The organism is Phormidium sp. CCY1219 (assembly GCF_035615515.1).
GTDB lineage: Bacteria > Cyanobacteriota > Cyanobacteriia > Cyanobacteriales > Laspinemataceae > CCY1219.
Genome location: NZ_JAJENT010000840.1, coordinates 1 through 12933 on the forward strand (window position 1 = coordinate 1; position 12933 = coordinate 12933).

Here is a 12933-nt window from a genome sequence, read left to right on the forward strand (position 1 = left end):
AGGCTGGTCAGGTGGTTAGAAGTACAAGCCCCTGGCTTTAGACATGGGGTTGGTTTCTACGGAGTCCCTGACGGTTCCTTTCACGATCGCAACTGATGGTTCAATAGAGTGGGGGGTGTTCGCGGTTGAAAACCGAAGCATTGGAGGGCAGAGAAAGTCTCCAACAGGTACTTCTAAGGCTGCGACCCAGGGTGGGGCGGAGGGAGTGGGGATATTTCGAGCAAAACGGGGCGTTTTGCGCGAAACATCCCTCCTAATTTAGAGAAGCGAGCGAACCGGGCAAATCACTTCTGTTATTGCAGGGGTTTGGATGCCAATGAGCAACAACTCCAATTATCGATTGCAAAGACGACTCGATCGACACTTGCCGAAAATTTTCTAGGGGTAAAACCCCTCCTTGAAACAGCAATATCGTCTCAAAAAGGGCGGGTGCGTTTTCCCTACTTATGCCGGTGCGGCAAACCATCAATGCCGGAATTATATCATTACCGATTGTCATTTTTGCGCTTCTTTTTGCCGTTTTGTTATCTCGGGTTGTTTGTAGCCGTATTTTTATACTGCCATTTAGCGATTTAATCATCTAACGAGCTATCGAGCAATAGCCGATGCAATATAAATGACAAGCGAATGTATTGCAGTATTGTAACGCTTTTAGGAAGAATTAAGAATGAGAGATTGGGGATTGGGGATTGGGGATTGGGGATTCGGAATGGGCTGGCATTGAGAGGACTCGGGGGGATTCGAGAAGCCGTTCGAGTCTGCCGTCCGGATTCGGTTTCGAGGAATGCTCAGTTGAGCCTATCAGAGCTTAACTGGGATATAAAAGAAGTTAATTTCAAAAAAGGGCGGCAAAATCGGCAAAATGTAACAGTTTGCAAAGGTATAATGAGAGGCGGAGCAAAAAACTTAACAGTATCTTAAGAAAAACGAGGGGATTACCATCAAATGCGAGTGGCGATCGCGGGAGCAGGCTTAGCAGGACTTTCCTGCGCGAAATATTTAACAGACTTGGGACACCAGCCCATCGTTCTAGAACGGCGGGACGTGCTTGGTGGCAAAGTCGCAGCATGGAAAGACGAAGATGGAGACTGGTACGAAACGGGACTGCACATTTTCTTTGGTGCATATCCCAACATGCTGCAGCTATTTAAAGAACTCGACATCGAAGATCGGCTGCAATGGAAAGAACACACCATGATTTTCAACCAGCCGGAAAATCCGGGAACCTACTCCCGCTTTAACTTTCCGAACATGCCCGCCCCGCTAAACGGCATCTGGGCGATTTTGCGGAACAACGACATGCTCACCTGGGGGGAGAAAGTCCAGTTTGGGATGGGGCTGATTCCGGCAATGATTCAAGGGCAGAAATACGTCGAGGAAATGGATCGCTATTCATTTTCCGAGTGGCTAAAGCGGCAAAACATCCCTGCGAGAGTAGAAAAAGAAGTATTCATCGCCATGTCTAAGGCGCTGAACTTCATCAACCCAGACGAAATTTCCGCCACCGTGGTGCTGACGGCACTGAATCGGTTTTTACAAGAGAAAGAGGGGTCAAGGATGGCCTTCCTGGATGGATCCCCCACCGAGCGGCTGTGTCAGCCGATGGTAGACTATATTACGCAAGGCGGTGGGCAGGTGAGGTTAAACGCACCAGTGAAAGACTTTTTGCTCAACGAAGATGGCAAAGTGGAGGGATTTGCGATTCGGGGATTGAATGGCGGGGGGGAACAGACCGTAAAGGCGGATGCCTACGTCTCGGCGATGCCGGTGGATCCCTTGAAGCGGATGCTGCCCCAACCGTGGCGAGAGATAGAGTATTTTAAAAAGCTCGAAGGGTTAGAAGGGGTGCCGGTGATTAACCTGCATCTGTGGTTCGATCGCAAACTAAGCGATATAGACCATTTATTGTTTTCGCGCTCGTCTCTGTTGAGCGTTTATGCCGACATGAGCAACACCTGTCGGGAGTATGCCAATCGCGATCGCTCCATGCTAGAACTGGTTCTGGCACCGGCGAAAGAGTGGATCGGCAAAAGCGATCGCGAAATCGTGGATGCCACACTCCGCGAGCTAGAAAAACTGTTTCCCGACCACTTCTGTAGCGAGACCCCGGCCAAATTATTGAAATATCACGTGGTCAAGACGCCACGCTCGGTTTACAAAGCGATCGCGGGACGACAGAAGTACCGTCCGTCCCAAGTCACGCCGATTGATAACTTCTATCTAACGGGTGATTACACCATGCAACGTTACCTTGCGAGTATGGAAGGAGCGGTACTTTCTGGTAAGCTGACAGCGCAGGCCATTGCGAGTCGTCAGCCGTAGCGCGAATTTTAGATTTTAGATTTTAGTAGTGGCTATCAACTCAAATTCCCTAAACTCCAAATCAAAAGTTCTGGCATCTCAAGACGCTCCCCGCCTGCAATCAATGCTGCAATTGTCCGAACACCCACGCATGAAAACCCTGGCCTCCCCAGCGGACGCCTATGAGCTGTGTCGTCAAATCACGGCAAAGCACGCCCGCACCTTTTATCTGGGCACCCTGTTAATGTCAGAGGAAAAACGGCGGGCAATTTGGGCGATTTATGCCTGGTGCCGTCGCACGGATGAACTGGTCGATGGGCCGCGAGCGCGATTTACCACACCGGAAACGCTCGATCGGTGGGAAAGTCAGCTCGAATCCCTGTTTGCGGGCCACCCCGTAGAAGACACAGATGTGGCGTTCGTCCATACCCTCGAGCGCTTTGACTTGGATATTCAACCGTTTCGGGAGATGATTGCGGGTCAGCGCATGGATCTGTACCGCAGCCGCTACGAGACGTTTGAAGACCTCGAACTCTACTGTTACCGCGTGGCGGGAACAGTGGGGTTGATGTCCCTGCCGGTGATGGGGGTCGAGCCATTGCCTCGATCCTCGCCTTGGGAGCAACAGATGCCAGAAGCACCGGACCCAAAAGAAGAGGCGATCGCTCTCGGCATTGCCAACCAGCTCACCAACATCTTGCGCGATGTGGGCGAAGATGCCCGTCGCGGTCGCATTTATCTGCCCCTGAGCGAGTTAGCCTTGTTTAACTACACCGAGGAAGATTTATTCAACGGTGTGGTAGACGAACGATGGCAGGCGTTGATGCGATTCCAAATTCAACGCGCCCGCCAGTTCTACGCCCAAGCAGAAAAAGGGATTCTCGCCCTGAGCGCTGATGCTCGCTGGCCCGTGTGGGCGGCAAGTATGCTCTACAGCCAGATTCTCGATGCGATCGAACGCAATCAGTATGATGTGTTTAGTCAGCGCGCCTTCGTGCCGAAATCCCGCAAACTTCTATCCTTGCCCCTAGCATGGCTGCGGGCGCAAGTGCTCTGAGGGATTTCCCCGCCCATCATTCTGTCCGAACATTTATCAGGGCGCACCAAGGTGCGCCCATTTTTCGGTTGCCCTGCGCCCTCGAGAGCGCTGCAACCGCATCAGACGCGATCGCCATTCCTCAGCACGGTCACTCTTTTCCCCACCACCAGGGCGAAAATGTACCCACAATAGCAGCACTACAAAAGACGGCTAATCTATGAATGAGAATGAGTTAGGGCGCAATCCTACCACCGCACACCTCGCTTCTGAGCGCACCACAGCCGCCCTTCTCTTCCACCGCGCATCGAGCTACCTGCCCGGTGATTTTTTCCACCGAATTCACCCCATCCCCCACCTGACTCGCCCCCCAGAATTCTGGCAAACCCCTCAATCGATGTTATCCCTAGCCCCCTGTGGGCGATCGGTCCCCATTACCATACTGTGGGAACATTGCACAACCTACGGAGGGGGGTCACGCAAAGACCCAAAGAGGGGAAAATGGGAGGGGAGGAATAAATAACCCTCTCGGGGCGGGATCTCCCAATTTTCACGCAGAAGAATTGCCCGCTCGACCTCTGGCGTCACGCCGCCGACAGTGGCCGATTTTTATCCCTACATCTGTCAGCTTCCGGATCGGTTTTCACCCTTCTCGGGTTTTCAGATCTACCACCAGGGCCAAGGGCAAAACCCGCTTGCCATCTGAATTTGAAAGGGTTGTAACTCATATGACTACCTTTCCGGTCCAAGAGGGCTTATCATAGATTTGACAAAGTTCATATTTCGTAATAAAAATTTAATTATCTCAAAAGCAAGAACCATGTCAAATGTCAACCACTTAAGCAATTTGCCCCAATTGCTTATACAACCGCATGACGGGCAGACCAGTCGCTTTCTTGTCAACCTCGGATTTCAATCGGTTCGTGCCGTACCGCAACTCCTTTATCGCCGAATTTGCAAACCCCAGCTTGCAGATGTGTTTGTCCAACTCAGTGAGCAACTCTCCGAAACCGCTCAAAGCGCCTCTCGCTTCTGCATCACCGATGTCCCTCTCGACTCCACGGAGTTGCTGCGCGAATTCCTCAACGCTCAACCCCTCAACTCGGTGACTTCTTCGGTTAGACATGCATGGTTTTTTCGCCTTTTACTTAGGCGTCACTTATTTTTCAAATATCAACCGATTTTTCAACTCTCCTCGGGACAAATCACCGCCTATGAATGTCTGGCACGCGCCAGAGATGAAACGGGAAACTGCTTGAGTGGCGGTCAATTAATTAAAGCGGCATTGTCCACCCACTTAACTTGCGAGTTTGACGAACTCGCGCGGCAAATCTGTTTCGAGTCAATTGCCGCGATCGATACCCAGGAAAAATTTTTCATTAACATCTTGCCCAACGCAATTACTCGCAATCCGCAATCCCTGGAAGAAAATTTACAACAAGCGATCGATTTAGGATTACAACCCAAACAAATTGTGTTTGAGCTAACGGAAGTGGAAGTGTTGGCTCAAAGCGAAGAACTCTCGGAGCAAATTGCCAAATTACGCCAGTGGGGATTTGGAATTGCGGTGGATGATTTGTGTGGCTGCGTATCGGTGGATCGCTATGCAATGGAGTTGCGACCGGATGTGGTGAAACTCGACCGCCGACTGGTTCACGGTTGCAGTAAATATACCCTGAAGCAAACCCTGATTAAAAGTTTGCTAGATTCGGCGCATCAAGAGGGAATTTTGGTGCTAGCGGAAGGACTCGAAGATATGGCGGATATCGAATTTTGTCGCCAGTTGGGGGTAGACTTCGGACAAGGGTTTGGTTTGGCACGTCCGGAGGTGACGTTGCGACACCAACCGTTTCCTTTCCGAAAATTTGCGTTATCGAAGGCATCCTAACTGATGGGGTTATATCCTTTCCGGTGCAATAGCAATGAAGAATAATTCCTCCGCTTAGGTGCATTATCGCCGATTCTGGGTATGGCTAAGCCCTAGGTTTGCCCCGGGGGTATTTCAATGGAGTGGGTTTCGCCGACACTGGAGCGGAGATGATATGAGGGGAGGATGCGATCGCCGATTTAATCCCCGATTGAATCAGTGGAATGGTTCCATCCCTCCGGGCGATCGCCGCTCTCAGTTGATGCCATCGATCGGGTCTTTTTCGGGAAATCGTGCCGAGGTTCCCCCTCGACGATCGCCACTCCTACCCTCGCCCCTAAGCAGGAAAATCCCGAAACAGCGCGATCGCGCCTCGGGATTCCATTTAATTGCCGCGATCGCTTAGGAATTGCTGGTTTGTGCGGCTAACATTTCCTTGAGTTTGGCTAACTCATCTGCCCAGCGCGGATCGGGTTGCACCGAGTCTTGTGAGGGGGCGGAACTCGAACCGCCACCAGAGCGTTTTGACTTGCTGCGACCTTCGCCGCTACCTGGTTTGCTTGGTTTTGGCGTGTTTTCTTCTCCCCCTTTATTTTTCTTCCGAGGCAATGCCTTCTCAATTTTGAGCGCATTGTCTTGGAACATATAGCCGTTGAACTTTTCAATAAATTGGTCGGCTTGTTCGTCATTCTTGACGGTGACAAATCCAAATCCGCGACATTTGCCGGTTTTGCGATCGGTAATCACCTTTGTGGACACCGGTTCTGCTTCCGCAAATACCTCTTGCAATTCTTGGCGATCGACTTCTTTGGGCAAATTACCCACATACAATCGAATAGACATGTATCTTTCCTCCTTTGGAATGAGTTCGTTCGATAGAGTGCAAAACCTTACTGTTTAGCAAATGGGGTAAGTTGTGGCTTCACAGGTCACGCCTGCGCGCGCTCCAAATGCCCCTACCGTCCTCCCTTTGCGGCGTTTGACAAAAGTGAGGACTGCCCTTACCATAGTCGCTTTCATATTTTGAATCCTACACATGGCACACCCTATAGACAAAAAAATGCGCCATCTGCTTGCCGCGAACTGGTTGGATCGTCTGGAGAAATGTTAGGGCTAGCATGTGATTTTTCGCGATCGCCCATTTAGGGTGTTTATAAAACCTTACTGTCAAAACCACATCCTCAACCAGAAGCTCCTTTCCCACGACAAAGCTACCGTTCGCGTTTCTCCCCTCGGGGAAAATTCAAACGGCTCAAGATTAAACTTGATGCTATTGTCAAATGGCGCTTTATAATTCACTATACCAGAAATGGGCTACAGCCTCTAATTCCATTACGCTTTCCAGCGCTAACAATCGATCCATTCTTTAACGTAACACAGTTTTAACTTGAAAGCTAGTCTTTCTCAGAGAAATTTTCAAATTTTTTTTGACCTAAAATTTACGGAACCGCAAGGCATCACGAGTTGGGATCCCAAACACCATCACGGTAGCAACACTAAAAACGAGCAAAAATTCGCGCGTTTTTAACCGGTTCTCATCTTTTACTAAAGCAATTCCCCCAACAAAACCCCCGATCGCCGGGGGAAACAGCCGAGCCTAACCCCCTCGCGGCTTGCGGCGGCAAGGGTTAGATGGAGTCGAGGCAATTATAACAGAAACCCCTAGCAATTCCACCCCCGCCGGCGATCGCCACTGGCCCACCGAAATTGTCTCAACTTACAGACCGCCGCGAGAAATCAGATAAACCCCCAACAACACCCCCAAAGCGGCCAAAATCGTAGACCAAATCGGATGATAACAATACCGAGATTTTCCCTCAGCATTCTTGAGAACTTCCACATCTAGCCACACCGTCGTCCCGCGACGAAACCATCCGGTCACGGTCACCGACTGACCCAGCCAATCTTTGGGACCGTGGGCATCGGGCCACAAATATAATAGTGGTCCGAGTTGCGAAAAACAATGCAGCTTCAGCAACCCGGTAGGAGATCGCACCATTAAATCCTGACCCAGCCAATTGCTGACCCCGGGGCGTCCCACCAGAGTACCTTCCACAGAAATGGGCGGACTATCCACTGGTAAAGCATTTGCATCGGCGATCGCCTCTGCCAAATCCGGATTCACCTGCAAATTTTTCCGCGTCACATCGGGGAAAAAATGATTGATGCGAATAAAAATCCCCAAACTTATCGCGATCGCCACCGACCCTTGCAAAATCGCCTCATCTCCCCAGACCCAATCCAGCGCCCCTATGCCCAACTGAGACAACATCGCCCCAAGAATCCAAATCGCGCCACCGAGGACCAACCCCAAAGGCAAACCAAAATAGGGGGCACCTTGCAAAAACAGCCGCTTCACCTTCCCCTTACCACTTGCCGAAGATCCGGTATCCGGCGAATTGGCCAAATCCAATTCCGAATCCAATTTCCAAAATCGCGCATACAGATCTAATAATGTCAGCCGTCGCCCAAGGGGCGGATGGGAATTATTCACACTCAGCCATTTCTCATGGGGATTGCGCCTATCCCACTGCAACAGGGTTTCCCAATCTGCGATCGCGCCACAACTTCCCAAAGCCATTCCCTGGGCGGGGGAAATCGGCATCAGCAAATCAAACCCTTCCATCGCAAAACTGGTTTGACCCTGTTTTTCGATATCTTTCACCATCGCGTACGCCATCTTCAATAACCCGCGCGTCAATCCATTCGGATTCCCCGTCAAAGACGCCGCCACGCGATCGCTGTAGTACAACCGCTGACGCGACAACCATAATACCGGCCAGCGCAGCAGGCGATAAAAGCCATACGCCACCGCTGAAATCACCCCCGCCATGCCCAAAGTTAACGTTCTCAGGACGGTTTTTTGCTCATCGAGCAACTTGTCAGCTTCCCGCGCCACTTGCCAATAAATTAAATAAGGAATTTGGCACAATAAAACCGCCAAGGACATCAGGGGAAAATCCCAACTTTGAATATGTCCTAACTCCCCCGCATATATTGCCGCAATTTCATCGTCTTCTAATTCCTGCAACAAGCCCTCGCTGACGGCAATCCGCGCAAATCGGGGCAAGCAGCCATAGGTGAAGGCGATCGGGGCGGAGGTGGGCAAAATGCCCAGTTGCACGGTGGGTATTTTGCGATCGAAACAATAGCGAGGGACTAATCGCCGCGCCTCGGGACTGAATTCTCCGAGGGCTTTTACGGAGAGGGATTTCATGCCGTAAAACTGGCGCAGTATGGCATCGAGTAACCAGGGCGAAGCGGCAAACAATACCGCCAATCCCCCGAGTAATACCCAAGTTTGGTCGCGGTAAAAGGCTTGAATCGGCCAGAGTAATGGCAGTCGGTAGAGGATTTCGTTGGCGATCGCCATTCCCCAATGCAGCAACAGGTGCAGCATCCAAAATAAGCCGATCGCGGTGGCAATTTGGGTGAAAAATAACTGGCGCGGTTTGACGACTTTTAAGGGTCGCCACTTTTCGGCGCGTTCCGCTTGTCTCCAGGTTAATTGGCGTTTAGGCGCGATCGGGGGTTCGGTTTGCGGGGTGTCGGGTTTGCGGGACTGGTTTTTGTCTGCCACCGGTGATGGCGGGGTTTTTCTGGATTTCGCGGGAGATGCGGGGGGTTTCGGTGGCATCGGCGGTGGGGATGGCGGTTGCGATCGCGGCTTTCGAGAGGGTTTGGCGGGGGGATTTAACGGGGTAAATCCGCTGCGATCGCCGTTGGAGGGTTTTGCTTTCCCGGGGAGGGGCGGCGGTAAGGGGGGATGGGAGGGGGTGGATTTTTCGGCGGGTGAGTCTTCTAAGGGGATAAATCCGGTGCGATCGCCGATGGATGGTGGGGGTGGCGGGGTGGAGGTCTCGCCGGGAGAGTTTTCTAAGGGAATAAATCCGGTGCGATCGCCGGTTTGGTGGTTGACATTTGCCGCATCTTGTGATAATGAAAAATCGGCGGGCTGCGATCGCGGCGCGGGAAAGTGTTTCTGTAATTTGCCGAGGCGATCGATGGCCCATTGCTTGATTTTTGGATTGTTGGATCGAGTCAGGGTTTGACACAAGGCGATCGCTTGGTCTGGGGAGCGGTTCTTTTGATACGCTTTGACTAAGGCAATTTGCGCCCGATAAACGGTGGGTTGGTGCAATTCTCGTTCGCAAACCCTTTCCAGGATGGCGATCGCCGTTGCATAATCATCATCCTTGAGCGCTGCCAAACCAGTCTCTAGATCCGAGTTTTGCATGGGTTTTAATTCACAAGTGGCAGATGAACCAAAAAGGGAAAATTCCCGCGAAATTAAGAATAAAAAACCTGGTGGTTTATCTTCTTAATTCTGTGTGGATTAGCGGTTAAATCGATTCGGGTTCTTGTCCCGAAACCACTGGCGCAGTGGTATTTAATTTTAATTCGGGATGGTCCGCTTGAGTCTGCTGCAAATTCCATTCGTTTTTAAACAGCAACACGGGGCGTCCCCAGCTATCTTTAACCGTTGCGGTATTAAACAGTCGTCCGGCTTTTTCTAAGGCTTCCCAACCGCCAGCCACCCAGCGGGCGATCGCAAAGGGCAAAGGGTCGAGGCGAGTCTCGACATTATACTCGTTTTGCAGTCGGAATTGAACTACTTCAAATTGCAGTTGTCCCACGGCGGCTAATATCGGATCGCGTTTGGATTCGTCTACGGAATACATGATTTGCACCGCACCTTCTTCGCGCAATTCGGAAACGCCTTTGCGAAATTGTTTGAATTTGGACGGGTTGGGATTTTTGAGGTAAGCGAATAATTCGGGGGAAAAACAGGGAATTCCTTCGTATTCGAGTTTTTTGCCCACGTAAATGGTGTCGCCAATGGCAAATACGCCGGGATTGTTTAATCCGATCACGTCTCCGGGATAGGCTTCTTCTAAGGATTCCCGCCCTTGGGCAAATAATTTCTGCGGGCGGGATAAGCGGACGGTTTTTCCAGTCCGGGAATGGTTTACGGTCATGTCTTTTTCAAATTTGCCGGTACAAACGCGGACGAAGGCGATGCGATCGCGATGTCTCGGATCCATGTTGGCTTGCAGTTTGAAGACAAATCCGCTAAAGTCGGGATGGTGAGGGTTGATTTCTCCGCGCGAGCTTTGTCGCGAGGTGGGTTTGAGGGCGTATTCTAAGAAGGAATCGAGAAATAGTTTGACCCCAAAGTTGGTCATGGCACTACCAAAAAATACCGGGGTCATTTTTCCGGCGTGGATTTGCTCTAAGTCTAAATCGGCGGCGACTTCTTCGAGTAATTCAAGTTCGTCTTTTAGTTGATATATCGTGTCGCGATCGAGCAGGTCTTCGATGCGCGGATCGCCTAGGTCGATCGCGGTGTCTACTGCTTCTTTGGAACCGTGGGCGGTTCTTTGGAATAAGTGGATTTTTTGGGTGCGGCGATCGTACACTCCTTTGAAGCGATCGCCCTGTCCGATAGGCCAATTTACTGCATAGGTGGTCATCCCTAATTCGCTCTCGATTTCATCGAGCAATTCTAAGGGGTCGCGAGTGGGCCGATCCATCTTATTCATAAAGGTGAAAATCGGCATCGATCGCATCCGACAAACTTCAAATAATTTGCGCGTCTGCGGTTCTAATCCTTTGGCTGCATCTTCTAGCATTACCGCATTATCCGCCGCCGCTAAGGTGCGATAGGTGTCTTCGCTAAAGTCCTGGTGTCCGGGGGTATCTAGAAGGTTAATTTGCTTGTTTTGATATTCAAACTGCAAAACGGTGGAGGCGATCGAAATTCCCCGCTGTTGTTCCATCGCCATCCAGTCTGAAGTCGCATGGCGCTGTGCTCGCTTCGCTTTTACCGCACCGGCTTCGTGAATTGCCCCTCCGTACAGTAGCAGTTTTTCGGTTAATGTGGTTTTCCCCGCGTCGGGGTGGGAGATAATCGCAAAATTTCGCCGTCTGTCTACGGCTGTTTTCATTTCGGTCTGGATTGCTTCGGACATAATGGATAGTAGTCAGCCGGTTCGGCAATGCTTCAATCCGAGTTTAGCAAAATTACGCTAGCTTAAGGATGACTAGGCGCATCTTTGGCGATCGCCTGACCCCTCAGGCGTCGCTACCCTGCGCCTCGCAACTACCACAAGAGGAGCATCTGTTATGTACGATTCGGATAAGCGCCGGATTTTATCCCTCCTGGCACATGGCGCAATTTTTGCCAGTACCCTATTTGTCTCTATCGGTATCCCAATTGTCATTTTGTTCGTCTCTGATGACCCGGTGGTTAAGGATAATGCCCAAGAATCGATTAATTTTCACCTCAATGTCTGGTTTTATGGTGCCATTATCGGTGGCTTGGCTTGGCTCACCTTTGGTTTGCTCGGAATCATCCTCGGTCCGATTGGATTTTTGCTACACTGGGGACTAACGGCTTTTGCTTTATTAAAGGTATTCGGCAATCCTGACGAACCGTTCAAATATCCCTTTATCTTTCGTCTGTTGTAATCCCTATTTCTCCCCCCCCTCCATCGGGGGCATCCCTCCCGCACATCTCGGGTTTCTGCGGATGCTCTCTTTACCCTTGTCGGAATATTTTTTACCTCGATTTCCACGCATCCGCTCCCCCCCCAATCTGGCTCTCTGTTTTCTCCATTTTCCCCCTTTGACTTCAAGTGCATTTTCTCCCGTAAACCCATAAAAGTTATTGGAAATTTAACTCATGTATGACTCAGATAAACGCAAACTCTTCTCGGCTGTTTCTCACGCCGCCATATTTTTCAGCGCTTCTATCGTCTCTTTTGGCGTTCCGATCGCCATTCTGTTTGTCTCTGACGACCCGGTGGTGAAGGAAAATGCCAAGGAATCTATCAATTTTCACATCAATATTTACATCTATGCAATCATTTTTGGTCTGCTGACCCTGGTTGTTATTGGAATTCCCTTGTTGATTCTTTTGGCGGTTGCTAGTGTTGTGATGCCGATTTTGGCACTGGTTAAAGTGGTTAGTAACCCAAACTCAGTTTACCGTTACCCGTTCATTTTTCGCTTAGTATAGTTTATCTTTAACTAGGCAATTGCCAAAAATTAAGAATTAAGAATTAAGCAATAATCGTTTTAAAAATCCTCAATTCTCAATTCTTGATTCTTAATTGTCTCGCGAATTATTCCTTGTCACCACTCTTTCTCTAACTGACCGTTCGTTTATAGCGGTTATCATAAGGGTGAGGTAAGCAGTCATACCAAATAAATTTTAAGCACTTATGCAAAATAATTTACAGGTTTTAACTCGTTAACTCGTTAACTCCTTTAACTCGTTCCCCCCAGAGGGGAACGTCCCTCCAGAACTACCGCCTCCCCCCCCAATAAATGTGCAAAATAATTGGCACCCTTGCTTACATCCAATTAACGCAGTTTGTAGGGTGGTCAGTTCGCGAACAGATGCGCGATCGGCACCTAAGAATGAGTGACAAAGCCCACCCTACCTCTGCAATTATTTTTGCACGAGTACATAGAAAATAGAAAGTTGTTCTGGATTCCCATCTGCGCGGTTGGGACAGAAATACTGCATACCCCATAAATTTGAGACCTGCTATAGCGTTATACCATTTTTCGATAAGGATGTTAGAGGGTACAACTGTGGCGCTGTCGGTACAGTTTCTTTCCACCAATAGCGTGGATGGTTGGACTGGGGATAAATAACTATTCCGGTTAGCGGTACAGTTTTTTCCACCGATAGGGCACTGTTGGCGAAATAACTATTCCG

The 12933-nt window shown here is 50.1% G+C and carries 9 protein-coding genes; 6 read left to right on the forward strand and 3 right to left on the reverse strand.

All coding sequences use genetic code 11. From position 1 onward, the window contains the following. Positions 1-945 precede the first annotated feature (945 nt). The 4 genes from pds to LKK83_RS26725 all read left to right on the forward strand — a co-directional run bounded on the left by pds (position 946) and on the right by LKK83_RS26725 (position 5633). Entirely contained in the window at positions 946-2322 is a 1377-nt protein-coding gene (gene pds / locus LKK83_RS26710; protein WP_324634519.1) for a 15-cis-phytoene desaturase, read from the forward strand. 103 nt (positions 2323-2425) lie between these two features. Further along, on the forward strand, positions 2426-3358 hold the full coding sequence (crtB, locus tag LKK83_RS26715; protein ID WP_324634520.1) for a 15-cis-phytoene synthase CrtB: 933 nt from the start codon (positions 2426-2428) through the stop codon (positions 3356-3358). A gap of 799 nt (positions 3359-4157) precedes the next feature. Then, entirely contained in the window at positions 4158-5225 is a 1068-nt protein-coding gene (locus tag LKK83_RS26720; RefSeq protein WP_324634521.1) for an EAL domain-containing protein, read from the forward strand. Positions 5226-5423: 198 nt separating this feature from the next. Continuing rightward, entirely contained in the window at positions 5424-5633 is a 210-nt protein-coding gene (locus LKK83_RS26725; protein WP_324634522.1) for a hypothetical protein, read from the forward strand. On the opposite strand, the gene LKK83_RS26730 is transcribed toward LKK83_RS26725, so the two are convergent. From LKK83_RS26730 to prfC, 3 genes are all read right to left on the reverse strand, one after another. Then, positions 5607-6047: an RNA recognition motif domain-containing protein gene (locus LKK83_RS26730; RefSeq protein ID WP_324634523.1), complete on the reverse strand. Its 441-nt coding sequence runs from the start codon at positions 6045-6047 to the stop codon at positions 5607-5609. The two genes, LKK83_RS26725 and LKK83_RS26730, sit on opposite strands and share 27 nt — an antisense overlap. Positions 6048-6921: 874 nt before the next feature. Then, positions 6922-9441 carry a M48 family metalloprotease gene (locus tag LKK83_RS26735; RefSeq protein ID WP_324634524.1) on the reverse strand — a complete coding sequence of 840 codons (2520 nt, stop codon included), beginning with the start codon at positions 9439-9441 and terminating at the stop codon, positions 6922-6924. A 106-nt stretch (positions 9442-9547) separates the two neighbouring features. Beyond that, complete coding sequence (gene prfC / locus LKK83_RS26740) at positions 9548-11176, reverse strand: peptide chain release factor 3 (RefSeq protein WP_324634525.1); 1629 nt, start codon at positions 11174-11176, stop codon at positions 9548-9550. Positions 11177-11330: 154 nt separating this feature from the next. Here prfC and LKK83_RS26745 point away from each other — a divergent pair, with 154 nt between their 5' ends. Then, a complete protein-coding gene (locus tag LKK83_RS26745) occupies positions 11331-11675 on the forward strand; it encodes a DUF4870 domain-containing protein (protein ID WP_324634526.1) in 345 nt (114 codons plus the stop codon). A gap of 214 nt (positions 11676-11889) precedes the next feature. Next, a complete protein-coding gene (locus LKK83_RS26750; protein WP_324634527.1) occupies positions 11890-12225 on the forward strand; it encodes a DUF4870 domain-containing protein in 336 nt (111 codons plus the stop codon). The last annotated feature ends 708 nt before the right edge of the window (positions 12226-12933 follow it).